The following is a 25,253-nucleotide window of genomic DNA, read 5'->3' as shown; positions in this document are numbered from 1 at the left end:
TGAGACGATCAGGCGACTTTCGTCGTCATGTGCTTGAACATGTTGCTGCGCGCCTCGTCGTCCATTTCCGCCTTGAAGGTGAACTTGTCCTTCAGCGCGATCGCGCGCGTCGCCGCAGGCCGCGCCGTGACCTCGTCCACCAGCCGCTTGACGTTCGGGTATCGCGCGAAGGCATCGTCGCCGAGCTTGAACGGCACCATCCGCGCCCAACCCCACAGCGCCATGTCGACGATCGAATAGCTGTCGCCGACCATGTAGCGGCGGCGTTTGAGGTGGCCGTCGAGAATCTTGTAATGGCGATCGGTCTCGAACTGATAGCGGTTATGCGCGTAGTCGTGGTTCTGGTCTTTCGGCGCAAAATGCTTGAAGTGCACGGCCTGGCCCGAATACGGCCCGACGCCGGTGGCGACGAACATCAGCCATGACAGCATCTCGCCGCGAACATTGGCGGCCGGCAGGAATTTGCCGGTCTTCTCGGCGAGATACAGCAGGATGGCGTTGGAATCGAACACGATGGTGCCGTTGTCGTCGATCGCCGGCACCTTGCCGTTCGGATTGATCTTCAGGTAGTCCGGCGTGAACTGCTCGCCCGTGCGGGTGTCGATCTTCACCGGCTCGAAGGGCAGGCCGGCCTCTTCGAGATAAAGCGCGACCTTGGTCGGGTTCGGCGAACCGTTGAAATAGAATTTGAGCATCGGGCATCTCCCCTGTGTTTGTTGGCTGAGAGTGGAGTCAGCAACATGTCCGCAAGCGGCCTTGTCTTGCCTGAACCTTATCGGGGAGGGCAACCGGCGAGTTTGCCGGGCGGCGTCTGCGCGTCACGCAGATCAGCCGGCGTAACAAAGGCCGATCGCCGCCGTAATGACCATGGCCGCGCCCACGACCTCCAGGCGCAACCCGAGCCGGGTAGCGATATGCATGTCGGAGGCCCGCGCCGCGCGCTCCGATCCGCGCGCGTAGCCGTGAACGATGACGTCGTGATTGAAGCTGTCGTGGGCCTCGTTGCTGCTGGCGAGCCCGACACAGACCACGAGCACGCCGAACAAGGCGAGGCCGAAAAATCCCAGCAGCGCGATCAGGAACATCGGAAACATGCCGACCAGAAAGATCGGCAGCAGCGGCACCAGCAGCAATGTCTCGGACTGTCGTCGCATGGCTCGACCGGTCAAGACGGGGCGTAGGCGGTCAATCTAGTCCCGCCGGCCGCTGTATTCAACCAGTCTCGTCATTCCGGGGCCGCGCCAGGAGGCGCGCTCCGGGACGACGAAAGGAAGGCTACCCCGCCGCCATGCCGGCGCGGATCTCGGCGCGCAGCTCGTCGATCAGCTTAAGACCCTTCTTGGTCTCGATGTGCCAGAAGGTCCAGCCGTTGCAGGCTTGCGCGCCCTGCGCCACTGCGCCCATGCGGTGGATGGAGCCGACCTTGTCGCCGAACATGATGGCGCCGTCGGCACGCACCAGCGCGCCGAGTTTCTTCTTCGCGTCGAACAGCTTGGTGCCGGGCATGATCATGCCACGCTCGATCAGCTCGGAGAACGCCACACGCGGCGCTTCGCGCGCCGTCATGAACGGGGCGAGGCTTGCCTCCGGAAGCGGCTCGATCGCGGCGATGCGCGCTTCGGCCGCTTTCGCATAGGTCTTGTCGCGCTCGAAGCCGATATAGGAGCGGCCGAGGCGCTTTGCGACCGCGCCGGTGGTGCCGGTGCCATTGAAGGGATCGATCACGAGATCGCCGGGTTTGGAGGACGACAGCAGCACGCGCGCCAGCAGGCCTTCCGGTTTCTGCGTCGGGTGCACTTTCTTGCCGTCGGCGCCCTTGAGGCGCTCCTCGCCGGTGCAAAGCGGGATCAGCCAGTCGGACCGTGCCTGCACGTCCTCGTTGGCGGCCTTCAGCGCCTCGTAGTTGAACGTGTAGCCCTTGGCCTTCTCGTCCCGCGCGGCCCAGATCATGGTCTCGTGCGCATTGGTGAAGCGGCGGCCGCGGAAATTCGGCATCGGGTTGGTCTTGCGCCAGACGATGTCGTTCAGCAGCCAGAAGCCGAGGTCCTGCATGATCGCGCCGACGCGGAAGATGTTGTGATAGGAGCCGATCACCCAGATCGTCGCCGACGGCTTCATCGCGCGGCGGGCGGCGAGCAGCCAGGCGCGGGTGAAATCGTCATAGGCGGAGAACGAATCGAACTTGTCCCAGTCGTCGTCGACCGCATCGACATGAGATTCGTCGGGGCGCTTGAGATCGCCCTTAAGCTGGAGATTGTAGGGTGGATCGGCGAACACCAGGTCGACCGAACCAGCCTGAAGCTTCGACATCTCGGCGACGCAATCGCCGAGGACGATGCTGTGCGAAGGAGACTCAAAATTTGTGCGGGGCGCCCTTGCAGACGCCCCGCGACGCGACTCTACCATGACTCAAGAACTCTGACTCAGGCGACGCTGTCGGCGACGCGGGACCAAACAACCGACTGACCGTTACATTGAAGCGGCAAAGTAAAAATCGACTTAACCCGTGGCTTTCGTGAACAGCCCTCACATCGCGCCTTGCACGCGGCTCGCTCCGCGCATTCTCCATGTTTTGCAGTGTATTTCGCGTTTCTTCGCGTTGCGGCTGTGATCGGAGCGCAAAAAGACTCAAAATTCCTCTCGGAAAAAATTGCTCGATGCCCGGAAAAAATTGCTGGCATTGCCATGCTGTCGCACTAGGCAATAATTGCCGAGCGGGATATTGATTAACGCAACGGAAACGTATGTGGCGCGTTGAGCTTTCGCGCCGAATTGAGCTAGGACCGAGGGAAGCCGCCATGCGCTACGATGATTTCCGCCGCAGCGACGACATCGAGGATCGTCGCGACGATGGTGGCGGCGGCGGTGGAGGAGGCGGGTTCGGCCTCCCCATGGGCGGCGGCGGGCTTGGGATCGGTACCATCATCGTGCTCGGCCTGGTCGGCTACGCCTTCGGCATCGATCCGCGCATCCTGATCGGCGGCGCCGAGATACTCACCGGCGGCGGCCAGGCGCCGTCCTACCAGACCGATCGCCAATCGTCGTCCAACGGCAAGCGCGGCGCGCCGACAGACGAGATGGGCAGCATGATCTCCGGCATCCTCGGCGAGATCGACGATCGCTGGAGCGAGATCTTCCAGGCCTCCGGCCAGTCCTTTACCGGTCCAAAGGTCGTGCTGTTCCGCAACGTCACCAATGGCGGGCGCTGCGGCCGGGCGGAGTCGGCGATGGGACCGTTCTATTGTCCGCCCGACAGGACCATCTTCCTCGACACCGGTTTCTTCCGAGAGGTCGAGACGCGTTTTCGCGGCTGCTCCGGCAAGTCGGCCTGTAACTTCACCACCGCCTACATCATCGCCCATGAGGCCGGCCATCACATCCAGAACCTGCTCGGCATCATTCCGCGCGTGACGCGGCTGCAGCAGCAGGCCGGCAGCAAGGCGGAGGCCAATGCGCTGCAGGTGAAGGTCGAATTGCAGGCCGACTGCCTGTCCGGTGTCTGGGTCAATCGCGAGGCGAAGAAGCGGCCGAACTTCCTGGAGCCGGGCGACATCGACGCCGCACTCACCACGGCGAGCGCGATCGGCGACGACACGCTGCAGCGCCAGTCCACAGGCCGCGTCGTGCCCGATTCCTTCACCCACGGCTCGGCGGCGCAACGCAAACAATGGTTCATGACCGGCTACCAGCAGGGCACCGTCCAGGCCTGCAACACGTTTGGGGGCGGACAGTAGGGGTTATCCGTCATCCTGAGGTGCTCGCCAATTGGCGAGCCTCGAAGGATGGCGAGCCCGTGGCCCATCCTTCGAGGGCGCAAGAGCGCGCACCTCAGGATGACGTCAGTGGTCTGTGAAGAAGGTGCGTTGCAATGACCTCCATCGACGAAACAAAACAGTTCGTCCCGCTCAACATCGCGGTGCTCACCGTGTCGGACACGCGCGCGCTGGCGGATGATAAATCCGGCCAGACCCTGGCCGACCGTCTCACCGCTGCCGGCCATCATCTCGCCGCGCGCGAGATCGTCACCGATGACGTCGAGGCGATCCGCACCGTCATCCGCCGCTGGATTGCGGACGCAGGTGTCGACGTCGTCATCACCACCGGCGGCACCGGTTTCACCGGGCGCGACGTCACGCCGGAGGCGATCGAGCCCTTGTTCGAGAAGCGCATGGACGGTTTCTCGATCTCATTCCACATGCTGAGCCACGCCAAGATCGGAACGTCGACGATCCAGAGCCGCGCCACGGCCGGCGTCGCGGGCGCAACCTACATCTTCTGCCTCCCAGGTTCGCCCGGTGCCTGCCGCGACGGCTGGGACGGCATTCTCAAAGCCCAGCTCGACTACCGCACCCGCCCCTGCAATTTCGTCGAGATCATGCCACGGCTGGACGAGCATCTGCGCCGGCCGAAGGCCCAGGGCGCGACGGTGTAGTTGGACATTTCTTCTCCGCTCATGTCGGCCGAAGCTTTAGCGAAGGCGGATGCGGGGAAGGTGGCATAGGCCGCCTTCGGCCGCCCGTCCTTAAAGAATGCCGAAGCGAAGCTTGGGTATCTATCGGCACGGAGTGCTCGGAGACATACCCCTCGCCCTAGTGAGTGTGCGTCTGGCAGCATCGCTGCCCTCTCCCACAAGGGGCGAGGGCGCATACATGCGCCTCTCGCTCGTTGCGAGAGTTCTACAGATCCCGCTCCCACGTTTCCCCAAGCAGATCCTGCCCGAAGCTGTGATGCGGCTCGCTCTTCACGAGCTTGAAGCCTGCGCTTTGATAGATGCCACGCGCGGCGACCAGGATGCTTTGCGTCCACAGCGTCATCTTGCTGTAGCCCCTCTCGCGCGCACCCTGGATGCATTGGTCGACCAGCGCGCGGCCGACACCGAGTCCCCGCGCTTTCTTTTCCACCTGCAACAGGCGCAGCTTGGCGATCTGGTCCGTGGCCTTGACCAGAAAGATAGAGCCGACCGGCTCTCCGCCCACTTCCGCAATCCAGCAGTGCTCGCGGGCGGCGTCATAGTTCTTGATGAACTGTGCGCAGATCTCGGCGACCAGGGCCTCGTAGCTGATATCCCAGTTGTAGTCGGCCGCATAGGCGGCGGCCTGCCGGGAGATGACCCAGCCCATGTCGCCGACGCGATGGCTCCGCAGCATGAAAGCCGCGGGGTGGCTTCGATGCTCCAGCACGGCCTCGATGGTCGCCATAGCCTGCGTGAGCCGCGTTGCATCGCTGGTCGAAAGCTGAGCCAGCATTGCGGCGACCTCATTTTGCGAGCCCAGGTTCAGCTTGGCAAAGGCCTGGCGCCCCTTGGCGGTGAGGCTGAGCTGGTATTGCCTGCGATCCGCGGGCAGGGCCCTGCGGGTGATCAGGCCCTTTTCGTCGAAGCTTTGCACGATCCGGCTGAGATAGCCGGGGTCGAGGCCAAGCTCGTTGCCGATCTCCTTGGCGGCAAGGTCGTCCCGTTGCGCGAGCTCGTAGAGCACGCGGGCCTCGCTGAGCGAGAACGGGCTCTTGCCAAGGTGCTGGTCGAGCACGCCAAGCTTGCGGGTGTAGAAGCGGTTGAAGGCGCGGACCGCTGCGATGTGGTCGTCGGTAGGATTGAACGACATGGGTCACCTCCGATATTTGCCATTGTCAAATAATTATTTGACCTTGGCAAGTATCGACGTGCCTCAGCCGACCATGACGATCCGGCTGCGCAGCAAGATCCGCGACGAGCGGCCGAGCCGCCGGAGCAGCCGTGCCTCGGAGTGGCGGGCTTGGGGCGGGTAGCCGCCAATGCGGTCGTAGTGATCACGCGCGATCAAAAGTCCCTGATCGCCGAAGGGACCGACGAGCTTGCGCATCAGGGCCCGGAGGATGTGGCGGAAGCCGGCATCGGCGTAGGGCGAGCGCGCATAGCGGAAGACGGCCGCACGATCCCGGCCGCTGGTCGAGACGGACTGGATGAACTGGGTGGTTTCCTCGATCCAGCCGGTTTCCAGCACGGCGCCCGCGGGCAGGAACATCAGCCAGGACGAACGGGCCTGGAGTGCGCCGGCGGCGAGCGCGGCGCCTTGAGTGGATCCTTCGAAGCCGATGAAACGGCAGCCCGCGACGTCGGCAACGCGCTCGATGACGCCATTGCGGGTGCCGTCGACCAGGAGCACTTCCCGGATGACGCCTGCGGCGGCACCGGGTACCAGCGCGGCCAGAGTTGCGACGGCCGTCTGCTCGACGCCTTCGGTCGGAATGATGACGCTCAGCATGATGGAAGCTTCACTGTCCACACTTCGGGAGAAGCGTAGCTCATTATGAGGGCGTCATAAAACATGGCGCTGCCGAGTGCAACTTTCCGGCCGCGCCTCGGCAGACGATGGTAAACCGCTGCAGCCCTCGCATCCAAATATGTCCCGTACGGGGCGGCGATATTGCCGAATGTGTCGCCCCAGCCTGTCCTGTCCGTATTAATCCGGAGGTGAGCCGCAATATTGCGCGGCGCGCCGGCCGTTCGCAATCATGCAAGAGGAGGATGCGATAGCGGACGAGCGCGAGGACGGGAAAACGTGCAACCACGCTGCTGACGAGGGCTTCGAATGAACGCCGGTCAACTCGCTGTTCGCAGCACCGCCGCACAATGTCGTGCAATCATCAGTTCCTCATTCGTTGGAATGACGAAGACATCGACTGCGCTATCGCCATCGTTGATGCGCTCGCGCGCCGCATCATTCGCAGCGGCATCGATGCGCACGCCGAGCCAGTCGAGACGCTCACCGATCGCGCTGCGGATTTCGCTGGCATGCTCGCCGATGCCGCCGGTGAAGACCAGGCAGTCTAGCCCTGCAAGCGTTGTCGCCATCGCCGCCACCTCCTGCGCGGCGCGGAAGGTGAAGAGCTCGACCGCCTCCCGCGCCGCAGCTTCGCGGCTCGCAAGCAGCATGCGCATATCCGACGCGATGCCGGAGACGCCGAGCAGGCCCGATTCGTGGTAGAGCAGGTGCTGGACATCTTCGACCGACATCTTCTCGTGCTGTTGCAGATAGAGCAGCACGCCCGGGTCGAGCCTGCCGCAGCGCGTGCCCATCACCAGCCCGTCGAGCGGCGTCAGTCCCATCGTGGTGTCGATGCTGCGGCCGTCGCGCAAGCCGCACAGGCTCGCGCCGTTGCCGAGATGCGCGATCACAGTGCGCTTCGCCACGAGCTGCGGCGCGATTCGGGCGAGCCGTCCCGCGACATATTCGAACGAGAGGCCATGAAATCCGTAGCGCCGGATGCCGCGCTCTTCATAACGTCGCGGAATGGCGAAGCGGCTGGCGGGCGGCGCAATGCCGTGGTGGAAAGCGGTATCGAAGCAGGCGATCTGCGTCAGGTCGGGCCTGATCGCCGTGATAGTGCGGACCGGAGCCAGGCAGCGCGGCTGGTGCAGGGGCGCCAGCGGCGTCAGCGCTTGCAGCTTTGCGGTGACATCCTCCGTCAGCTCGACCGGAGCGGAATAGTCCGGACCGCCATGGACGACGCGATGGCCGACGGCGCGCAAGCGATGGTCGCCGAAACGATCCTCGATGAAGCCGAGCACGTCGGCGAACAGATGATCGCTGGCCGCATCCGATGCTTCCCTCCGTTTCTCGAACAGGTCTTCGCCCGCGGGACTCTTCACGACGAGCCGCGGCTTCGTCTCGTGCTCGTCAAGCAGGCCCTTGCAGAGCAGGGCGGGCTCGGCCGCCGAGATATCGAACAGGCCGAATTTGATGCTCGACGATCCCGAGTTGAGAACGAGAACCGTGTTCGACATGGCTCTCCTCAGTCGCCTGCCTCTGCCGGCGTGTTGCCGCCGGCGCTGTTCTGCCAGACCCATTCCTGGATTTCCGGCATGTCCTCGCCGTGTTCGCGCACATAGCGCGAATGCTCGATCAGCTTGTCGCGGAATTGCTGCTTCACCTGCGCCGCCCTGGTCGCGAGCCCCGGCACGCGCTCGATCGCCTCGATCGCGAGGTGATAGCGGTCGAGCTCGTTGAGCACGACCATGTCGAACGGCGTCGTCGTGGTGCCTTCCTCGGCAAAGCCGCGGACGTGCATGCCGGCGTGGTTGGTGCGGTTATAGGTCAACCGGTGGATCAGATAAGGATAGCCGTGATAGGCGAAGATCACCGGCTTGTCGCGCGTGAACAGGCCGTCGAAGTCGCGGTCGGACAAGCCGTGCGGGTGCTGCTCCCTGGGTTGCAGCGTCATGAGGTCGACGACGTTGACGACGCGGATCTTCAGCTCGGGCAGCGCCTTGCGCAGCAGGTCGACGGCAGCGAGCGTTTCCAGTGTCGGCACGTCGCCGGCGCAGGCCATCACGACATCGGGCTCGCCATTCGCATCTTCCGTGCCGGCCCAGCTCCAGATGCCGATGCCGGCGGCGCAATGCGTGGCTGCCTCCTGCATCGACAGCCATTGCGGCGCCGGCTGCTTGCCGGCGACGATGACGTTGATGCGGTCATAGGTGCGCAGGCAGTGATCGGCGATCCACAGCAGCGTGTTGGCATCCGGCGGGAAGTAGATGCGGACGATGTCGGCCTTCTTGTTGGCGACGAGATCGACGAAACCGGGATCCTGATGGCTGAAGCCGTTGTGGTCCTGACGCCAGACATGCGAGGTGAGCAGATAGTTGAGCGAGGCGATCGGTCGCCGCCACGGCAGATGCCGGGTCACCTTCAGCCATTTGGCGTGCTGGTTGAACATGGAATCCACGATGTGGATGAACGCCTCGTAGCAGGAGAAGAAGCCGTGCCGGCCCGTGAGCAGGTAACCCTCTAACCAGCCCTGGCAGAGATGCTCGCTCAGGACTTCCATCACGCGTCCGTCCTGGGCGAGATGCACGTCGTAAGGTTTTGTCGGCTCCATCCAGACGCGTTCGGTGGCCTCGAACACCGCATCGAGCCGGTTCGACGCAGTCTCGTCCGGGCCCATGATGCGGAAGTTGCGGGCCTCGGCGTTGAGGCGGATGACGTCGCGCAGGAATTTCCCGAGCTCGCGGGTTGCCTCCGCCACGACGCCGCCCGGCTGCGCTACTTCGACGGCGAAACTGCGGAAGTCCGGCAGCTTCAGCTCCTTCTTCAGAAGGCCGCCATTGGCGTGCGGATTGGCGCCCATGCGGCGATTGCCTTCGGGCGCGAGCGCCTGGAGCTCGGCAATGAGCGCGCCGTTCGCGTCGAACAGCTTTTCCGGCTCGTAGCTGCGCATCCAGTCTTCGAGAATCTTCAGATGCGCCGGGTTCTCGCGACAGTTCGCGACGGGCACCTGATGCGCCCGCCAAAAGCCCTCCACCTTCTTGCCGTCGACTTCCTTGGGGCCGGTCCAGCCCTTCGGGCTGCGCAGCACGATCATCGGCCAGCGCGGGCGTTCGACGCTCTTGCGGCCGTCGCGGGCGTGCTGCTGGATCGACCGGATGCTGACGAGCGCGACGTCGAGCGCGTCTGCCATGGCCCGGTGCATCAATCTGGGATCGTCGCCCTCGACGAACAGCGGCTCGTGGCCGAGCCCGCGGAAGAGATCGCGGATCTCGTCGTCGCGCATCCGGCCGAGCACGGTCGGATTGGCAATCTTGTAGCCGTTGAGATGCAGGATCGGCAGCACCGCGCCGTCATGCGCAGGATTGAGGAATTTGTTGGAGTGCCAGGACGCGGCGAGCGGGCCGGTCTCGGCCTCGCCGTCACCGACGACACAGGCGACGATCAGGTCGGGATTGTCGAAGGCCGCGCCATAGGCATGCACCAGCGCGTAACCGAGCTCACCGCCTTCGTGGATCGAGCCCGGCGTTTCCGGCGCCGCGTGGCTCGGGATGCCGCCGGGGAAGGAGAACTGCCTGAACAGCTTGCGCAGCCCGGCGGTATCGCGCGCGATGTCGGGATAGAGCTCGCTGTAGCTGCCTTCGAGATAGGTGTTGGCGACCATGCCGGGGCCGCCGTGCCCGGGACCGCAGACATAGATCACGTTCAGGTCCAGCGCGCGGATGACGCGGTTGAGATGGGCATAAATGAAGTTCAAACCGGGCGTCGTGCCCCAATGGCCGAGCAAACGCGGCTTGATGTGCTCGGGCCGTAAGGGCTCGCGCAACAGCGGATTGTCGAGGAGATAGATTTGCCCGACGGAGAGATAGTTCGCGGCGCGCCAATAGCGGTCGAGCAGATCGAGGTTGCTGCTCGCTGCGGCCAATTGTTGTTGATTTGTCATGTTCTTGCCGACCTTCACCCAACGATCGTCATCAACCATGTTCCGCGACGATCGATCCCTCCCGTGATCAAACGGAATCGTGGTCACGCTGGTGTTGCGTGAAGTCAAAAACCCCCGCCCGAAATTTGGGCAGCTCTACTGTGCATGGGGTTGTTTTCACGTTTTTTGTTTGTGTTCTTGATTTGTTCCTTTGACATGCTATCTTGGCTTCATGAGCCCAGCATCCTCTCATGCTCTCAAGCACCCGCCGGTCACGGCGCCCTCCGAGCCGGCGGGTGCGCCTTCTGACTTCCCTGAGCTGGCGGTCGCCATCGACCGCCAGCGCAGGCGAGGCCGGGGCGCGCAGTCCAACGCCAGCGGCCGGTTTGAGGCCGAGGCGCGCGTCGCATTCGACGATGGCTGGCAGAGCCTTGAAGAACTGCCCCCGTTCAAGACCACGGTCGGGATCGACACCTCGCGCAAGGTGATCACCCGCAACGAATCTCCCGACATCGGCTTCGATCGTTCGATCAATCCCTACCGCGGTTGCGAGCACGGCTGCGTCTATTGCTTCGCGCGGCCGACGCATGCTTATCTCGGCCTGTCGCCGGGGCTCGACTTCGAGTCGAAGCTGTTCGTGAAGCCCGAGGCGCCGGCGTTGCTCGAGAAGGAGCTTGCGGCGCCGGGCTACGAGCCGCGGATGATCGCGATCGGCACCAACACCGATCCCTATCAGCCGATCGAGCGCGAGCGCAAAATCATGCGCGGCATTCTGGAGGTGCTGGAGCGCGCCGGCCATCCCGTCGGGATCGTCACCAAGTCGGCGCTGGTCGTGCGCGACATCGACATTCTCGCGCGAATGGCCAAACGCAACCTCGCCAAGGTCGGGATCTCCGTGACCTCGCTCGATCCGAAACTAGCGCGCACCATGGAGCCGCGGGCGTCCACGCCGCCGAAGCGGCTGGAGGCACTGAAGCAGCTTTCCGAGGCTGGCATTCCGACCACCGTCATGGTCGCGCCCGTGATCCCCGCGCTGAACGATTCCGAGATCGAGCGCATCCTGGATGCCGCCGCCCATGCCGGCGTCAAGGAGGCCTCCTACGTGTTGCTGCGGTTGCCGCTCGAGGTGCGCGATCTCTTTCGGGAATGGCTGATGGCGAACTATCCGGACCGGTATCGCCACGTCTTCACGCTGATCCGCGACATGCGCGGCGGCCGTGACTACGATGCGAAATGGGGCGAGCGCATGAAGGGCACCGGCCCGATGGCCTGGACCATCGGCCGCCGCTTCGAGATCGCTTGCGACAGGCTCGGGCTGAACAAACGGCGCGCCAAGCTGACGACGGATCATTTTGCCAAGCCGAAGCGGAACGGCGATCAGCTCAGCCTGTTCTGAGGGACGAAGTGAGAGAGGCGTCTATGAGTAAGGAACCGCCAGCTCCTATCCCGCGGCTGACCGTCATCACGCTGGGCGTGAACGACATCCGCGCCAGCATTGCCTTTTACGACGCGCTCGGTTTCTCGCGCCGGCTCAATGTAACCGGCGAGACCGTTGCGTTCTATGACACCGGCGGTCCGGTGCTCGCGTTGTTTCCCTGGGATCAACTCGCGGTCGACGCCAAAATGCCTGATCATCCGAGGCCATCGACGTTCCGCGGCATGACGCTCGCCTGGAATTGCCGCGCGCGTGAGGAGGTGGATGCGGTGCTGGTCTTCGCCGTCAGCAAGGGAGCCGCGTTGCTGAAGGCAGCACATGAGACCGACTACGGCGGCTATTCCGGCTATTTCGCCGATCCTGACGGCCATCCCTGGGAGGTCGTGGTCGCGCCCGGCATCGACGTCGGCGAGGACCGGCGGGTGCATCTGGCGGAATAGGGCGGCTGGCTTGAATAACGGGAATTGTTCGAGGTTCCCGATTGCGCAGGCCATGCCGCTTGCGCACGATCCCGGCCATGATTCGGGATCAATCCGCCAAGAAGCCGGCCAAAGGCGCGCCCAAAAAGGCTGCGCCTAAGAACGAGAAGGCTGCGCCTGAGAACAAGAAAGCTGCGCCCAAAAAAATCGCCAAGGCGCTGGCCGGCACAAAGAGCGCCATCATCGTTGCCCCAAGCTTCCGCCGTGAGCGCGCGCTGATCAAGCGCGGCGTTTGGCCGGTAGCGGGCTGCGATGAGGCGGGCCGGGGGCCACTGGCCGGTCCGGTGGTGGCGGCGGCGGTGATTCTCGATCCCGACCGCATCCCGCGCGGCATCGACGATTCCAAGCGCCTGACGGCCGAGGAGCGCGAAAGGCTGTTCGGCAAGATCTGCGCGACCGCCCAGGTCTCGGTGGCCGTCGCCTCGCGCTCCCGCATCGACCGCGACAACATCCTGCGCGCCTCGCTGTGGGCGCTGAAGCGCGCCGTGGTGGCGCTGCCCCAGCAGCCGCGGCACGTCTTCGTCGACGGCCGCGACCGGCTCGACACGGAATGCGATTGCGAGGCCGTGATCGGCGGCGACGGCATCGTCCTGTCGATCGCAGCGGCCTCGATCATCGCCAAGGTAACGCGGGACCGCCTGATGTGCGCGTTGGCGCAGGACTGTCCCGGCTACGGTTTCGAGCAGCATAAGGGCTACGCCGTGCCCGAGCACCTCGACGCGCTTAACCGCCTCGGTCCCACCGTCCACCACCGCAGCTTCTTCGCCCCCGTCGCCGCCGCACGCGCCAAGCACATGCCCTGGACGGTCGAGCCGGCGCAGGATCTGTTTGCGGTGACCGAGATCCAGCTGCAGGTGGACGCGAGCCTGGAAGTCGACGCGTCGGCAAATCTCTAGACGAGACTCAGTTGCCACGACGCGTCACGCCCTTTATCAAAACAGTCGTGAGCGAATAGGGCCGGCTTCACGGGTTGGCTGCATCTTTCGGACGTTACATGCGGTTTACCTCCCTGGTCATCGAGCTCATTCGCGCGCGGCCGCGGCTGATCGTCTGGATCGCCGTGCTGCTCCAGGCCGCGATGTGGCTGTTCGTGGCGCTCGTGTTTTATCGCAGCCCGCCCGGCAGTCTCGCGACCCTGCTGGCCTTCGGCCGCGAATACCAGGTCGGCACCGATCTCGGGCCGCCCTTGCCGGTCTGGCTCGCCGACATCGCCTATCGCGCTGCCGGCGGCCACCTGTTCGGTGTCTACGTGCTGGCCGAGCTCTGCGGGATCGCGACGTTGATCACGCTCTATCATCTGTCCCGCGCGGTGGTCGGCCCCCAGCAGGCAGTGCTGGCCGTGCTGCTGACCATGACGCTGCTGGCCTTCTCCTCGCCCACACTCGACTTCGGCCCTCTGGTGCTGGCGCGACCGCTCTGGGCGCTGCTGCTGCTGCATTCCTGGCAGATCATCGGACAGCGCCGCGGCAACGCCTGGTTTGCCTGGTCGATCGAGGCCGGCCTCTTGCTGTTGACGACGCCGGCTGCGATCTTCCTGCTGCTGCTGATCGTCGTCTTCGCGCTCGCAACCGCGGACGGCCGCCGCACGTTGCGTGCCTTCGACCCGCTGTTTGCGCTGGTGGTCGTCGCCGTGCTGGCATTGCCCTATGCCGTCTGGCTGACGCGCGCCGAGGCGCTCGTCCTGCCGGCCCTGCCTGAGGTCGCCCAGCTCAATGCCCGTGCGCTGCACGCGGCCTGGCTGCTCGGGGGGCTCCTGCTCGGTGCGGCGGCGATCCCGGCGCTGACCGTCCTCAACACCGGCCTGTTCGTGCCCAAGAGCGAGGAGGCGCCGATCATCTACCGCCCGCCGGTCGAGCCGCTCGCACGTAATTTCGTCTATTTCTTCGCGCTGGCGCCGGCGCTCGGCGCGGTGCTGATCTCCGGCCTGCTGGGCCTCGACGCCGTCGTCGGCGGCGCCGGCGTCGTGCTGGTGTTGTCGGGGCTTGCCGTGGTCGTGGGGGCCGGCGATCTCATCGCGATGCGCCGCGCGAGGATGCTGCGGATGGTCTGGGCGGCTGCCGTCGTGGCGCCCGCAATCGGCGTCGTGGTCGCCGTCCTGCTGCTGCCGTGGACCGGTGCCAACGAGATCGCGACCTCGATGCCGGCCCGCGCGATTTCGGACTTCTTCGACGAGAGCTTTGCCCGCCGCACCAATCATCGCCTGCGCGCGGTCGCCGGCGAGACCCAGCTTGCGAGCTTGATCACGCTGCATTCCGGCCGGCCGCATCTCTTCATCGATGCCGAGCCCGCGCGTACACCCTGGATCAATCAGGCCAAATTCAGCGAGACCGGCGGCGTCGTGGTCTGGCGCGCTTCCGATACCGCCGGCACGCCGCCGCCGGACATCCTCGCGCGCTTTCCCGGCATCGTGCCGGAAGTCCCGCGCGCCTTCGAATGGCTGGTGACCGGACGCCAGCAACTCCTGCGCATCGGCTGGGCCATCGTGCGGCCGAAGGGGACTTAGTTGCTCGCTCTTTCGGTGGTCATTGCGAGGAGCCCTTGCGACGAAGCAATCCACAGCCCCTCCGCGGAAAGATTCTGGATTGCTTCGCTGCGCCTGCAATGACGGCGAAAGGCTGTACGGCCCCTCACGCCTCCGCCAGCACCTTCGCGATCGCGCGCAGATCCTGCCAGGCCAGCCGCTTGTACGACGGCGAGCGCAACAGATAGGCGGGATGGAAGGTCGGCAGCGCGCGAATGGTGCGCCCGCCCGTCTCGTAGTCGAACCAGCGGCCGCGGGTACGCATGATGCCTTCGCGGGTCGACAGCAGCGTCTGCGTCGAGGGATTGCCGAGTGTCACCAGCACCTCCGGATTCACCAGCTCGATCTGGCGCTGGATGAACGGCAGGCAGATTTGCGTCTCCTGCGGCGTCGGCGTGCGGTTGCCGGGCGGCCGCCAGGGAATCACGTTGGCGATGTAGGCCGTGGTGCGGTTGAGGCCTATGGCTCCTATCATCAAATCGAGCAGCTTGCCGCTGCGCCCGACGAAGGGCAGCCCGTCGATGTCCTCGTCGCGGCCCGGTGCCTCGCCGACGAACATGATGCGTGCCTGCGGATTGCCGTCGGCGAAAACCAAACGTGTCGCCGTGTGCTTCAGCGCGCAGCCGTCAAAGCTCTGCATCAGCTCGCGCAGCGCCTCCAAGCTTGGCGCGGTGCGTGCGGCCTCGCGCGCCGAGGCGATCGCGATGTCGGGCGCAGGTGCCGCCTCGCCGCGCATCACCGCGGGCGCGGCGACCGGCCGTGGGGCCTCGACTGGAGGTGGCGCGCGCGGGGCCGGAGGTGGAACATCCAATTCCGCCAGGCGGTCGATCGGTTCCTCCGCGAGCGTGCAATCGACTCCGGCCTCCAGATAGAAGGCGAGCAGCTCTCGGACCGTGGGTGCGGGTTCTGGGATCATCGGAAAGTCTGACTATTAGTCCAGTTTGGGGCGCCTTGCACCCCGGCGAAACGCATTTCCGAGGTTGTCCTACCCGGAAAAATCGGAAACAAGAGGGCGCAATCGACCAAGGACCGTCTCAAGGGCTGAGATCAGATGAGCACCGAAGAACTTCCCCCGCGCGAATCCATGGAATTCGACGTCGTCATCGTCGGCGCCGGTCCCTCGGGCCTGGCTGCGGCGATCCGGCTGAAGCAGATCAATGCCGATCTCAATGTCGTGGTGGTGGAGAAGGGCTCCGAGGTCGGTGCGCATATTCTCTCCGGCGCCGTGATCGATCCGGCCGGGCTCGACAAGCTGATCCCGGACTGGCGCGAGGATTCCGATTGTCCGCTCAAGACGCAGGTCAAGGACGACCGCTTCTTCTGGTTCACCGAGACCAGCGCGATCAAGCTGCCGAACTTCATCATGCCGCCGCTGATGGACAATCATCACTGCTATATCGGCTCGCTCGGCAATGTCTGCCGCTGGCTGGCGCGCAAAGCGGAAGCGCTAGGCGTCGAGATCTATCCCGGTTTTGCCGCGGCCGAAGTGCTCTATGACGACAATGGCGCGGTGCGCGGCATCGCCACCGGCGACATGGGGATCGGCCGGGACGGCAAGCCGAAGGACTCCTTTACCCGTGGCATGGAATTGCTCGGCAAGTACACGCTGTTCGCCGAAGGTGCGCGCGGCAGCCTGACCAAGCAGCTGATCTCGAAATACGCGCTCGACACCAAAAGTGAGCCGCCGAAATTTGGCATCGGGCTCAAGGAAGTCTGGCAGATCGATCCGGCCAAGCATCAGAAGGGCCTCGTGCAGCACGCGGTTGGCTGGCCCTTGAACAACAACACCGGCGGCGGCCTGTTCTTCTACCATTATGACGAGAACCTGGTGTCGATCGGTTTCGTCGTTCATCTCAACTACAACGACCCCTATTTGTCGCCATTCGACGAATTCCAGCGCGTCAAGAACCATCCGGCCGTCCGCGCGACGCTTGAAGGCGGCAAGCGGCTGGCTTACGGCGCGCGCGCCATCACCGAAGGCGGGTACCAGTCGGTGCCGCGGCTGAGCTTCCCGGGCGGTGCGCTAATCGGCTGCGCGGCCGGCTTCGTCAACGTGCCCCGGATCAAGGGCGTGCACAATGCCATGGGCACCGGCATGCTCGCGGCCGAACATGTTAACGTGGCTCTCGCTGCGGGCCGCGCCAATGATGAGCTGGTCGAATACGAGAACGGTTGGCGCGATTCCGTCGTCGGTAAGGACCTCTATCCTGTCCGCAATGCCAAGCCGTTGTTGTCGAAGTTCGGCACCTTCATCGGCGCCGGGCTCGGCATCTTCGACATGTGGTGCAACACGCTGTTCGGCGGCTCGCTATTTGGCACCCAGTCGCACGCGAAGCCCGATCGCGCGACGCTCGATCCGGCCAAGACCCACGCGCCGAGAACCTACCCGAAGCCGGACGGCAAGATTTCCTTCGACAAGCTCTCGTCGGTGTTCCTGTCCAATACCAATCATGAGGAGGACCAGCCGGTCCATCTCAAGGTCACGGACATGAACCTCCAGAAGACCTCCGAGCACGACGTGTTTGCCGGTCCCTCGAATCGCTATTGCCCGGCCGGCGTCTATGAGTGGATCGAGGAAGGTTCGGGCCCGCGCTTCCAGATCAATGCCCAGAACTGCGTTCACTGCAAAACCTGCGACGTGAAGGACCCCAACGGCAACATCACCTGGGTTCCCCCGGAGGGCGGCGGCGGTCCGAACTACGAGGCCATGTAGGCTGGGGTCAGCAAGTCACGATCCATGTGACCGAGGCCAATGTGACCAGAGTTGCGTGATCTTCGCCCTGTGACGCACGTTCGCGTGAGAACCCGGCCGCGGTCCCCGTGGTCACGATAAGGCCATACTGGCGGCGTCTTGGGGCGCTCTTGACGGGTCACTTGGCCGATTTGTGCCGTGCGGAGGGGATCGCCCGGCCCGAATCCTTGCGGTGAAGCGCCAAAAGCGGCATTGTCGGCCTGACGGTTCCGGGTCCCCATGCCACCGGCCGCGTTCGCTTGCGATACGGCCTTCTGCAAACCCAGGCACTACCAACTCAAGGCGAGCCCCGATGCTTTCAAATCGTTTCAACCGTTGGACTGTTGCCGCCATTGCCCTCATGGGCTCAGCGATGGCGACGGTCCCCGGCGCGGTCCGGGCGCAGACGCCGGACCATCCGTCCGACACGGCGGCGCAGTTTCCGACCCGAAACGATCTGAAGGCGCTGACCACCTCCGGCAGCTATCTCGCCGCCCGCCACGCCAGCGTCGAGCGCGACGCGGCCTCCGCCGCCGCATTCTATCGCTCGGCCCTGCGCACCGACCCCAAGAACAACGAGCTGCTCGACCGCGCCTTCATCTCCTCGGTCGCCGACGGTGACATCGACGAGGCTGTCAAGCTCGCCGAGCGCATCCTGACCATCGACAAGACCAACCGCGTTGCACGGCTCGTCGTTGGCGTGCACGATCTCAAGTTCAAGAAGTACGCGACCGCGCAGACCAACATCAACCAGTCGATCCGCGGTCCGATCACCGATCTCGTCGCCACGCTGCTGTCGGGCTGGGCCGCCTATGGTGCGGGGGATGCCAAGGGCGGCGTCGCCACCATCGACAAGCTGGCCGGTCCTGAATGGTATCCGCTGTTCAAGGATCTCCATGCCGGCATGATCCTCGAACTCGCCGGCAAGGAGAAAGACGCTGGCACCCGGTTCGAGCGTGCCTACAAGCTCGACGATTCCATGTTGCGTGTCACCGAGGCCTATGCGCGCTGGCTATCTCGCAACAAGGACTCGGCCGCCGCGACCACGGTCTACCAGGCTTTCGACAAGAAGCTCGCCCGCCATCCGCTGATCGTGGAAGGGTTGCGCGACACCAAGGCCGGCAAGAAGATGCCGCCGCTGGTCGATAGCGCGCAAGCCGGCGCCGCAGAAGCACTCTACGGCATCGGCGCCACACTGACCCGCCGCGGCGGCGAGGATCTGGCGCTGGTCTACCTCCAGCTCTCGCTCTACCTGCAGCCCACCCATCCCCTGGCGCTGCTCTCGCTCGCCGATCTCTATGAATCGGTGAAGCGGCCGCAGATGGCGATCAAGGTCTACGAGCGGGTGCCGTCGTCCTCTCCACTCAAGCGCAACGCCCAAATCCAGCTCGCCATCGATCTGGATTCCGCCGACCGCACCGACGAGGCGATCAAGATCCTCAAGGGCGTCACCACTGAGGATCCCAAGGATCTCGAAGCCATCATGGCGCTCGGCAACATCGAGCGCGGCCGCAAGAAGTTCGGCGAATGCGGCGCGACCTATTCGCAAGGCGTCGACGTGCTGCCGGCCGGCAACGATAAGGCCAACAGCGTCTGGTATTATTATCGCGGCATCTGCGAGGAGCGCTCCAAGCAGTGGGGCAAGGCCGAAGCCGACATGAAGAAGGCGCTCGAGCTGCAACCCGACCAGCCGCACGTCCTCAACTATCTCGGCTATTCCTGGATCGACCAGGGCATCAATCTCGACGAAGGCATGAAGATGATCAAGCGGGCAGTCGAGCAGCGCCCGGATGACGGCTACATCGTCGACTCCCTTGGCTGGGCCTATTACCGCATCGGCAATTACGAGGACGCGGTGAAGAACCTCGAGCGCGCCATTGATCTCAAGCCCGAGGATCCCACTATCAACGATCACCTTGGCGACGCCTATTGGCGCGTCGGCCGCACGCTGGAAGCCAAGTTCCAGTGGGCCCACGCCCGCGATCTCAAGCCCGAAGCGGATGAGCTTCCGAAGATCGAGGCCAAGATTGCAAACGGTATGACCGACGACAATTCGAACTCCTCGGCTGCGCAGGCGGAGAAGGAGAAGAAGAAGGACGACGGCAAGGGCGGCTGAGTGAGTTGAAGTTGGGGGCGTGTCGTCAATGCCGGCGTTGATTGAAGAAGGGCGCGCGAAGGTCAATCTGAGCCTTCGCGTGGTGGGCCGTCGTGCCGACGGCTATCATGATCTCGAAAGCGTGGTCGCCTTTGCCGACTGCGCCGACCGGCTCACGCTGGAGCCCGGCGGCGAGCTGAAGCTCACCACGACGGGGCCGCTCGCCGCGGCCTGCGGCAATATGGCCGACAACCTCGTGTTCAAGGCGGCCAAGCTCCTGGCCGAAGCCGTCCCGAACCTGAAGCTGGGCGCCTTCGCGCTCGACAAGGTGCTCCCGGTCGCCGCCGGCATCGGCGGCGGCTCGGCCGACGCCGCGGCGGCGCTGCGGTTGCTGGCGCGCCTCAACGATCTGTCGCTCGACGACGCCCGCCTCCAGAAGGTTGCGCTTGCGACCGGCGCCGACGTGCCGGTGTGTCTGTTCTCGCGCGCCTGCGACATGACCGGTGTCGGCGAGCAGCTGCTGCCCTTGATGCTGCCGAGCATGCCCTGCGTGATGGTCAATCCACGCGTGCCGGTCGCGACAAAGGACGTGTTCCAGGAGCTGGGCCTGCGCAACGGCGAACTCCTGGTCGGCGCCACGTCCGTCTTCGACGGCCCGGCCTGGCCAGGCGAGGGCGCCTCCATCGCCGACTGGATCGATACTCTCGAGACCGTCGCCAATGATCTCGAAGCGCCTGCGATGCGCATCAAGCCGGTGATTGGCGACGTGCTGGAAGCCTTGCGTGGCTCCGCCGGCGTCAAGCTCGCCCGCATGTCCGGCTCGGGGGCGACGTGCTTTGCGATCTATGGCGCATCTGCCGAGGCGCATGCCGCCGCCGAGAATATCCGCAGGGATCATTCCGGCTGGTGGGTGCACTCGGGAACGCTGAGCTAGATCTGCAATGACGCGGATGTTGCGGAGCTAGCCCGCAGCGTCCTCGCCAAGCCCGAGAAACCGCCGGATCTCACCCAACACCTCCTGCGGCTTGTCATGCTGCAGCCAGTGTCCGGCCCCTGCAATGGTCTCGACGCGCGCCTGCGGAAAGTAGCGCTCCAGCCCCGCGGCCCTCGCGCCAGCCAGAAAGCTTTCGCCGGCATTCAAGAGCAGCGTCGGACAGGTGATGCGCGACCACAGCGCGATGTGATCGTCCGGCCAGAGCCGGTGCGGCGCAGAGGCGCGCTGGTAGGGATCGAACTTCCAGCTATAGGTGCCGTCCTCGTTCTGCCGCGCGCCGTGGGTGGCGAGGTGCAGCGCGAGCTCGCGAGACAGCCGCTTGTTGTGAAGGACCATCTGCGCCGCCGCGTCTTCGAGGGTCGAATAGCGGCGCGGTGCGCGGTCGTGCAACTTGTCGAGCTGACCGATCCACTTGCCGATCCGCTCATGCACCGGCGGTTTTGGTGTATCCGGCAACATCGTCACGCCGTCGAGCACGACCAGCTTCGAGACCTGTTCGGGGAATGCCCCTGTAAAGATCAGGCTGACCATGCCGCCCATAGAATGGCCGATGAGAGTGACTTGAGGCGCCGCGATGGCACGGACGAGCTGGGCCAGATCGTACACATACTCCGTCAGCGCGTAGCTGCCGCCCCTGGTCCAGTCGGAATCGCCGTGACCGCGCAGGTCCGGTGCGAGCACGTGAAAATGCGGCTGCAGCGACCGGGCGATGACGTCCCAGCTCCGGCAGTGATCGCGGCCGCCGTGAACCAGGATGGCGACCGGCGCGCCGTCGTTGCCCCAGTCGGCATAGTGCAGCCGCAGGCCGTGAGACTCGTAAATGCGGCTTTGCGGGGCGGGCATGGTGGCGCTATCCATTCACGGGCCGCCGCGCCAGTGCGAGCGACAGGCCGAGCCCTGCGATGAAGACGCCGGAGCCCTGGGTGAGACGTCGCATCAAATGCGGGCGTCCGATCAACTGCGTACGTGTCGCGGAGGCCATCAGCACCACCACGATATCGGCGAGCGTGTTCAGCGTCACCGAGAGCGCGCCCAACGTGATGAATTGCAGTGTCGGGTTCGATCCCGCCGGGTCAAGGAACTGCGGAATGAAGGCGAGGAAGAAGGCGGCGGTCTTCGGGTTCAGCGCCTCGACCAGCACGCCGTCGCGAAAAGCGCGCTTGTCGCCGACGGGCTTGCTGTCGAATGACGGCGCGCGGCTGGCGCTGCGAAAAGTCCTGATGCCGAGCCAGACGAGATAAAGTGCGCCGACGAATTTCACGGCGGCAAACAGCTCGGCGCTGGCAAGAATGATCGCGGAGATGCCGAAGCTGCCCGCGACCACATGAACCAGCCCGCCGAGCGCGGTGCCCGCGGTCGATGCAAAACCGCTGCCGCGCCCTTCCGATAGGGTCCGTGCCGCGACGTAGAAAATGCCGGGGCCGGGAACGGCGGCGATGAGACAAGCGGCGGCCAGGAACAGCCAGAAATTCGTGTTGATCATCCTGCTTTGGTAGCGATGCTTGCCGCGATTGCAAGGCCCGTCGACTAAGGCCCGTCGTTCAGCCCATCCGGCGGAAGATCACGCTGGCATTCACCCCGCCGAAGCCGAACCCGTTCGAGATCGCGTGCTGCATCGGCATCGGTCGCGCCACACCGGCGACGATGTCGATGCCGCCAGCGGCGGGATCAGGGTTTTCGAGATTGAGCGTCGGCGGCGCGATCTGGTCGCGCAGGGCGAGCACGGTGAAGACCGCTTCGAGGCCACCGGCGGCGCCGAGCAGATGCCCGGTGGCCGATTTGGTCGCGCTCACCGCGATGCCGCGGTGGCGGCCGAACAGCGCCGCGATCGCGCCAAGCTCACTCTCGTCGCCGGCCGGCGTCGACGTCGCATGCGCGTTCAGATGCTGCAAATCCGCAGGCGCAAGCTCGGCCTGCCGGAGCGCGATCTCCATCGCGCGCCGGGCGCCGTCGCCGTCAGGCGGACCCGATGTCATGTGATAGGCGTCCGCGGTCGTACCGTATCCGACGATCTCGGCGATCGGCGTCGCGCCGCGCGCCAACGCATGCTCCAGCTCCTCGATCACCAGGATGCCGGCGCCTTCGCCCATGACAAAACCGTCGCGGTCGCGATCGAACGGGCGCGAGGCGCGGGCGTCATTGAATCCGCTCGACAGTGCGCGGGCCGCGGCAAAGCCGCCGAGGCTGACGATGTCGATGCAGGCTTCCGCGCCGCCGCAGATCGCCACATCAGTCTCGCCCGCGCGGATCATGCGCGCGGCATCGCCGATCGCCTGAACGCCGGCAGCGCAGGCCGTGACCGGTGTGCCCAGCGCTCCCTTGTAGCCGTATTTGATCGAGACGTGGCCGGCGGCGAGATTGGCGAGGAAGGAGGGGATCGTGAACGGCGACAGCCGGCGCGGGCCGCGCTGTTCGGTGATGCGCACCGCCTCCGCCATTGCCGGAAAACCGCCGACGCCGGAGGCGATGATCGTCGCAGTTCGTTCCTGCGCCGCCGCGTCCTGCGGCGTCCAACCGGCCTGCGCAACCGCTTCCGCGGTGGCGAGCAGCGCGAACAGGATGAAGCGGTCCATCTTGCGCTGGTCTTTCGGCGCGGCGGCCTGCGCGGGATCGAAGCCGCCCTCCGCGTCATCGGCCTTGTCGGGCACGAGGCCGGCAATACGTGCGGGCAGCGCCTGCGACCATTCCGGCAGCGGGCGCAGCCCGCTTTGGCCGGCCAGCAGCCGGCGCCACGAAAGTTCGACACCGCAGCCAAGCGGCGACACCGCGCCCATTCCCGTCACGACGATACGACGCATGTCAGTCTCCAGCCGGCGCGACGGCCGGGTTCATGGCTTTGAGCGAGGTCAGCCGTTTACGCATGACACGGCTGGCGCGGGGGCCTGCGACGACGACCGCATTGGTGAGCGTGATCGGCTGCATGTCGGCGGCATCGACCACGACTGGATTGAACGGACGACAATCGTGCCGGTTCGCGAGCAGGATCGCTTCGCCCATCGGTGCGAGATGCTTGTTGCCCCAAGCGAGCAGGGTTGCGACCACGGGGAAGAAGTCCCGGGCCTTGTCCGTCAGCACATATTCGTAGCGCGGCGGCCGTTCATTGTAGCGGCGGCGGACGAACATGCCGCTTTCGGTGAGATGGGCCAACCGCCGCGACAGGATGTTCGGCGCGATCCCAAGGCTTTGCGAAAATTCGTCGAACCTCGTTGCGCCCTGGAATGCATCCCGCAGGATCAAAATGCTCCACCATTCGCCGACCGTCTCCACGGCGCGGCCGACCGGACATTCCTGAATGGAGGGGGATTTGGGCTGCATGAGGGGAAGGTAGGTGAGTAGCTTGCAAAATGCAAGTTAGTAGGCGAACCGTTAGAACACTCCGACGGAGGTGTGCCGCAAGAGGGCGCACAGGATTTGAATGCAAGTTGGAAGGCGGCCCTCGCACACCTAGCTCGTCATTGCGAGCGAAGCGAAACAATCTAGAGTCCCTTTGCGGGAAGATTCTGGATTGCTTCGCTGCGCTCGCAATGACGCTGTTAATGCGGTGGTGGCGCGTATCTCAACGATGTCGTCCCGGCGAAGGCCGGGACCCAATAGCCACGACTGTTGTTGTGGTGCACGATGGTTGCTACAGGCGCTAAGACAACGCTGACCGAGGTAATGGGTCCCGGCCTTCGCCGGGACGACACTGAGGGTGTGGCTACCAGCAAGCGCTAAGGATGCAGGTAGCTAATGCGACCGAGCCAGGCAGAACGCCACGACCTGCTCCAGCGCGCTCTTCATCGGCGAGGACGGGAACAGCGCCAGCGCGTCCACGGCCATGGCGCCGTAGTGCTGGGCGCGGCTGCGCGTGTCTTCGAGCGCGCGATGCTTGTTCATCAACCCGATGGCGTGGTCGAGGTCGGTGTCGCCGATCTCACCGCGCTCCAGCGCGCGGATCCAGAAGGCGCGCTCGGTGTCGTTGCCGCGGCGGAAGGCGAGCACGACGGGCAGCGTGATCTTGCCCTCGCGGAAATCGTCGCCGGTGTTCTTGCCGAGCTTGGCGCTCTTGCCGCCATAGTCGAGCACGTCGTCGACGAGCTGGAAGGCGATGCCGAGATTCATGCCGACCGAGCGGCAGGCGGTCTGCTCCGCCTTCGGGCGGTTGGCGATCACGGGCCCGACCTCGCAGGCGGCCGCGAACAGCTCCGCGGTCTTGCCGCGGATTACGGCGAGATATTCGTCTTCGGTGGTCGCGGTGTTCTTGGCGGCGGCAAGCTGCATCACCTCGCCCTCGGCGATGGTGGCGGCGGCCGCGGAGAGAATGTCGAGCGCGCGGAGCGAGCCGACCTCGACCATCATGCGGAAGGCCTGGCCGAGCAGGAAGTCGCCGACCAGCACGCTCGCCTCATTGCCCCAGAGCATGCGCGCCGACAGCTTGCCGCGGCGCATCTCGCTCTCGTCGACGACGTCGTCATGGAGCAGCGTGGCGGTATGCATGAACTCGACGCTGGCGGCGAGTTTGATATGGCCGTCGCCGGTGTAGCCGGCGAGGTTGGCCATGGCCAACGTCAGCATCGGACGCAGGCGCTTGCCCCCGGAGGAGATCAAATGGTTGGCGACCTCCGGGATCATGGTCACGTCCGAACCGGTCCGCGACAGGATCGTGGCGTTGACGCGCTCCATGTCACCGGCGACAAGGGCAACCAGCTCTTCGATCGACGCGCCGGGGGTTTCGAAAGGTACGATGACGGCCACGCCGGTCTCCAATATTTGCCCCGGAAGGGCTATTCTGATGGAAAGACAATAGAAACTGGACGGGGATGCGGCAAGGGCCGTGGAACCATTGACATTT

The 25,253-nt window shown here is 64.9% G+C and carries 22 protein-coding genes; 9 read left to right on the top strand and 13 right to left on the bottom strand.

Going from position 1 to position 25,253, the window contains the following annotated elements; translation table 11 throughout:
• Positions 1-8: 8 nt before the first annotated feature.
• The 3 genes from IVB50_RS35260 to IVB50_RS35250 all read right to left on the bottom strand — a co-directional run bounded on the left by IVB50_RS35260 (position 9) and on the right by IVB50_RS35250 (position 2,406).
• On the bottom strand, positions 9-695 hold the full coding sequence (locus tag IVB50_RS35260) for a glutathione S-transferase family protein (RefSeq protein ID WP_247299549.1): 687 nt from the start codon (positions 693-695) through the stop codon (positions 9-11).
• A 132-nt stretch (positions 696-827) separates the two neighbouring features.
• On the bottom strand, positions 828-1,154 hold the full coding sequence (locus tag IVB50_RS35255) for a hypothetical protein (RefSeq protein ID WP_018454920.1): 327 nt from the start codon (positions 1,152-1,154) through the stop codon (positions 828-830).
• A 121-nt stretch (positions 1,155-1,275) separates the two neighbouring features.
• Positions 1,276-2,406 (bottom strand): site-specific DNA-methyltransferase, encoded by a 1,131-nt coding sequence (locus IVB50_RS35250; RefSeq protein WP_085352624.1) that lies wholly within the window; start codon positions 2,404-2,406, stop codon positions 1,276-1,278.
• A gap of 392 nt (positions 2,407-2,798) precedes the next feature.
• Between IVB50_RS35250 and IVB50_RS35245 the strand changes: the two genes are divergently transcribed.
• Together IVB50_RS35245 and moaB are read left to right on the top strand one after the other, a co-directional pair.
• Positions 2,799-3,734, top strand: coding sequence for a neutral zinc metallopeptidase (locus IVB50_RS35245; protein ID WP_018454918.1), 936 nt, complete (start codon positions 2,799-2,801; stop codon positions 3,732-3,734).
• A 134-nt stretch (positions 3,735-3,868) separates the two neighbouring features.
• Positions 3,869-4,432: a molybdenum cofactor biosynthesis protein B gene (moaB, locus tag IVB50_RS35240; RefSeq protein WP_018454917.1), complete on the top strand. Its 564-nt coding sequence runs from the start codon at positions 3,869-3,871 to the stop codon at positions 4,430-4,432.
• Between the two features lie 244 nt (positions 4,433-4,676).
• Here moaB and IVB50_RS35235 read toward each other — a convergent pair whose 3' ends face one another.
• The 4 genes from IVB50_RS35235 to IVB50_RS35220 all read right to left on the bottom strand — a co-directional run bounded on the left by IVB50_RS35235 (position 4,677) and on the right by IVB50_RS35220 (position 10,188).
• Positions 4,677-5,603: a helix-turn-helix domain-containing GNAT family N-acetyltransferase gene (locus tag IVB50_RS35235; RefSeq protein ID WP_018454916.1), complete on the bottom strand. Its 927-nt coding sequence runs from the start codon at positions 5,601-5,603 to the stop codon at positions 4,677-4,679.
• 63 nt (positions 5,604-5,666) lie between these two features.
• The gene (locus IVB50_RS35230) at positions 5,667-6,242 is read right to left on the bottom strand and encodes a glycosyl transferase (RefSeq protein WP_018454915.1); all 576 of its coding nucleotides are present in this window, start codon (positions 6,240-6,242) and stop codon (positions 5,667-5,669) included.
• Between the two features lie 338 nt (positions 6,243-6,580).
• A complete protein-coding gene (locus IVB50_RS35225; protein ID WP_018454914.1) occupies positions 6,581-7,765 on the bottom strand; it encodes an acetate/propionate family kinase in 1,185 nt (394 codons plus the stop codon).
• 8 nt (positions 7,766-7,773) lie between these two features.
• On the bottom strand, positions 7,774-10,188 hold the full coding sequence (locus tag IVB50_RS35220; RefSeq protein WP_247299660.1) for a phosphoketolase family protein: 2,415 nt from the start codon (positions 10,186-10,188) through the stop codon (positions 7,774-7,776).
• Between the two features lie 211 nt (positions 10,189-10,399).
• On the opposite strand from IVB50_RS35220, the gene IVB50_RS35215 reads away from it, so the two are divergent.
• From IVB50_RS35215 to IVB50_RS35200, 4 genes are all read left to right on the top strand, one after another.
• Positions 10,400-11,563, top strand: coding sequence for a PA0069 family radical SAM protein (locus IVB50_RS35215; RefSeq protein WP_018454912.1), 1,164 nt, complete (start codon positions 10,400-10,402; stop codon positions 11,561-11,563).
• Positions 11,564-11,586: 23 nt separating this feature from the next.
• Positions 11,587-12,042 (top strand): VOC family protein, encoded by a 456-nt coding sequence (locus IVB50_RS35210; protein ID WP_247299548.1) that lies wholly within the window; start codon positions 11,587-11,589, stop codon positions 12,040-12,042.
• Between the two features lie 77 nt (positions 12,043-12,119).
• Complete coding sequence (locus IVB50_RS35205; protein WP_247299547.1) at positions 12,120-12,977, top strand: ribonuclease HII; 858 nt, start codon at positions 12,120-12,122, stop codon at positions 12,975-12,977.
• Between the two features lie 98 nt (positions 12,978-13,075).
• Entirely contained in the window at positions 13,076-14,584 is a 1,509-nt protein-coding gene (locus tag IVB50_RS35200; RefSeq protein ID WP_247299546.1) for a glycosyltransferase family 39 protein, read from the top strand.
• A gap of 124 nt (positions 14,585-14,708) precedes the next feature.
• On the opposite strand, the gene IVB50_RS35195 is transcribed toward IVB50_RS35200, so the two are convergent.
• A complete protein-coding gene (locus tag IVB50_RS35195) occupies positions 14,709-15,518 on the bottom strand; it encodes a uracil-DNA glycosylase (RefSeq protein ID WP_247299544.1) in 810 nt (269 codons plus the stop codon).
• Positions 15,519-15,653: 135 nt separating this feature from the next.
• On the opposite strand from IVB50_RS35195, the gene IVB50_RS35190 reads away from it, so the two are divergent.
• The 3 genes from IVB50_RS35190 (at position 15,654) to IVB50_RS35180 (ending at position 20,362) form a co-directional block, all read left to right on the top strand.
• The gene (locus IVB50_RS35190) at positions 15,654-17,315 is read left to right on the top strand and encodes an electron transfer flavoprotein-ubiquinone oxidoreductase (protein WP_018454907.1); all 1,662 of its coding nucleotides are present in this window, start codon (positions 15,654-15,656) and stop codon (positions 17,313-17,315) included.
• A 331-nt stretch (positions 17,316-17,646) separates the two neighbouring features.
• Positions 17,647-19,449, top strand: coding sequence for a tetratricopeptide repeat protein (locus tag IVB50_RS35185; RefSeq protein WP_026232840.1), 1,803 nt, complete (start codon positions 17,647-17,649; stop codon positions 19,447-19,449).
• Between the two features lie 28 nt (positions 19,450-19,477).
• Entirely contained in the window at positions 19,478-20,362 is an 885-nt protein-coding gene (locus tag IVB50_RS35180; protein ID WP_018454905.1) for a 4-(cytidine 5'-diphospho)-2-C-methyl-D-erythritol kinase, read from the top strand.
• A gap of 27 nt (positions 20,363-20,389) precedes the next feature.
• On the opposite strand, the gene IVB50_RS35175 is transcribed toward IVB50_RS35180, so the two are convergent.
• The 5 genes from IVB50_RS35175 to IVB50_RS35155 all read right to left on the bottom strand — a co-directional run bounded on the left by IVB50_RS35175 (position 20,390) and on the right by IVB50_RS35155 (position 25,156).
• Positions 20,390-21,265 (bottom strand): alpha/beta hydrolase, encoded by an 876-nt coding sequence (locus IVB50_RS35175; RefSeq protein ID WP_247299542.1) that lies wholly within the window; start codon positions 21,263-21,265, stop codon positions 20,390-20,392.
• Positions 21,266-21,272: 7 nt separating this feature from the next.
• On the bottom strand, positions 21,273-21,905 hold the full coding sequence (locus tag IVB50_RS35170) for a LysE family translocator (RefSeq protein ID WP_018454903.1): 633 nt from the start codon (positions 21,903-21,905) through the stop codon (positions 21,273-21,275).
• 58 nt (positions 21,906-21,963) lie between these two features.
• Positions 21,964-23,220, bottom strand: coding sequence for a beta-ketoacyl-ACP synthase II (gene fabF / locus IVB50_RS35165; RefSeq protein WP_247299540.1), 1,257 nt, complete (start codon positions 23,218-23,220; stop codon positions 21,964-21,966).
• A 1-nt stretch (position 23,221) separates the two neighbouring features.
• Positions 23,222-23,737 (bottom strand): helix-turn-helix domain-containing protein, encoded by a 516-nt coding sequence (locus IVB50_RS35160; protein ID WP_018454901.1) that lies wholly within the window; start codon positions 23,735-23,737, stop codon positions 23,222-23,224.
• A gap of 411 nt (positions 23,738-24,148) precedes the next feature.
• A complete protein-coding gene (locus IVB50_RS35155) occupies positions 24,149-25,156 on the bottom strand; it encodes a polyprenyl synthetase family protein (protein ID WP_007594965.1) in 1,008 nt (335 codons plus the stop codon).
• Positions 25,157-25,253 lie beyond the last annotated feature (97 nt).

The sequence above is a fragment of the Bradyrhizobium sp. 87 genome (assembly GCF_023073015.1).
Classification (GTDB): Bacteria; Pseudomonadota; Alphaproteobacteria; order Rhizobiales; family Xanthobacteraceae; genus Bradyrhizobium; species Bradyrhizobium canariense_D.
This window is presented reverse-complemented; position numbering and strand designations above follow the sequence as displayed.

What these genes read in the sequence shown, in the direction of transcription:
- IVB50_RS35220 (WP_247299660.1), bottom strand. Translation starts at nt 10,188, where the DNA reads ATGACAAATCAACAACAATTGGCCGCAGCGAGCAGCAACCTCGATCTG.
- IVB50_RS35180 (WP_018454905.1), top strand. Translation starts at nt 19,478, where the DNA reads ATGCCGGCGTTGATTGAAGAAGGGCGCGCGAAGGTCAATCTGAGCCTT.
- IVB50_RS35230 (WP_018454915.1), bottom strand. Translation starts at nt 6,242, where the DNA reads ATGCTGAGCGTCATCATTCCGACCGAAGGCGTCGAGCAGACGGCCGTC.
- IVB50_RS35225 (WP_018454914.1), bottom strand. Translation starts at nt 7,765, where the DNA reads ATGTCGAACACGGTTCTCGTTCTCAACTCGGGATCGTCGAGCATCAAA.
- IVB50_RS35185 (WP_026232840.1), top strand. Translation starts at nt 17,647, where the DNA reads ATGCTTTCAAATCGTTTCAACCGTTGGACTGTTGCCGCCATTGCCCTC.
- IVB50_RS35235 (WP_018454916.1), bottom strand. Translation starts at nt 5,603, where the DNA reads ATGTCGTTCAATCCTACCGACGACCACATCGCAGCGGTCCGCGCCTTC.
- IVB50_RS35250 (WP_085352624.1), bottom strand. Translation starts at nt 2,406, where the DNA reads ATGGTAGAGTCGCGTCGCGGGGCGTCTGCAAGGGCGCCCCGCACAAAT.
- IVB50_RS35160 (WP_018454901.1), bottom strand. Translation starts at nt 23,737, where the DNA reads ATGCAGCCCAAATCCCCCTCCATTCAGGAATGTCCGGTCGGCCGCGCC.
- IVB50_RS35205 (WP_247299547.1), top strand. Translation starts at nt 12,120, where the DNA reads ATGATTCGGGATCAATCCGCCAAGAAGCCGGCCAAAGGCGCGCCCAAA.
- IVB50_RS35255 (WP_018454920.1), bottom strand. Translation starts at nt 1,154, where the DNA reads ATGCGACGACAGTCCGAGACATTGCTGCTGGTGCCGCTGCTGCCGATC.
- IVB50_RS35200 (WP_247299546.1), top strand. Translation starts at nt 13,076, where the DNA reads ATGCGGTTTACCTCCCTGGTCATCGAGCTCATTCGCGCGCGGCCGCGG.
- IVB50_RS35195 (WP_247299544.1), bottom strand. Translation starts at nt 15,518, where the DNA reads ATGATCCCAGAACCCGCACCCACGGTCCGAGAGCTGCTCGCCTTCTAT.
- IVB50_RS35170 (WP_018454903.1), bottom strand. Translation starts at nt 21,905, where the DNA reads ATGATCAACACGAATTTCTGGCTGTTCCTGGCCGCCGCTTGTCTCATC.
- IVB50_RS35245 (WP_018454918.1), top strand. Translation starts at nt 2,799, where the DNA reads ATGCGCTACGATGATTTCCGCCGCAGCGACGACATCGAGGATCGTCGC.
- IVB50_RS35175 (WP_247299542.1), bottom strand. Translation starts at nt 21,265, where the DNA reads ATGCCCGCCCCGCAAAGCCGCATTTACGAGTCTCACGGCCTGCGGCTG.
- IVB50_RS35190 (WP_018454907.1), top strand. Translation starts at nt 15,654, where the DNA reads ATGAGCACCGAAGAACTTCCCCCGCGCGAATCCATGGAATTCGACGTC.
- IVB50_RS35210 (WP_247299548.1), top strand. Translation starts at nt 11,587, where the DNA reads ATGAGTAAGGAACCGCCAGCTCCTATCCCGCGGCTGACCGTCATCACG.
- IVB50_RS35215 (WP_018454912.1), top strand. Translation starts at nt 10,400, where the DNA reads ATGAGCCCAGCATCCTCTCATGCTCTCAAGCACCCGCCGGTCACGGCG.
- IVB50_RS35260 (WP_247299549.1), bottom strand. Translation starts at nt 695, where the DNA reads ATGCTCAAATTCTATTTCAACGGTTCGCCGAACCCGACCAAGGTCGCG.
- moaB (WP_018454917.1), top strand. Translation starts at nt 3,869, where the DNA reads ATGACCTCCATCGACGAAACAAAACAGTTCGTCCCGCTCAACATCGCG.
- fabF (WP_247299540.1), bottom strand. Translation starts at nt 23,220, where the DNA reads ATGCGTCGTATCGTCGTGACGGGAATGGGCGCGGTGTCGCCGCTTGGC.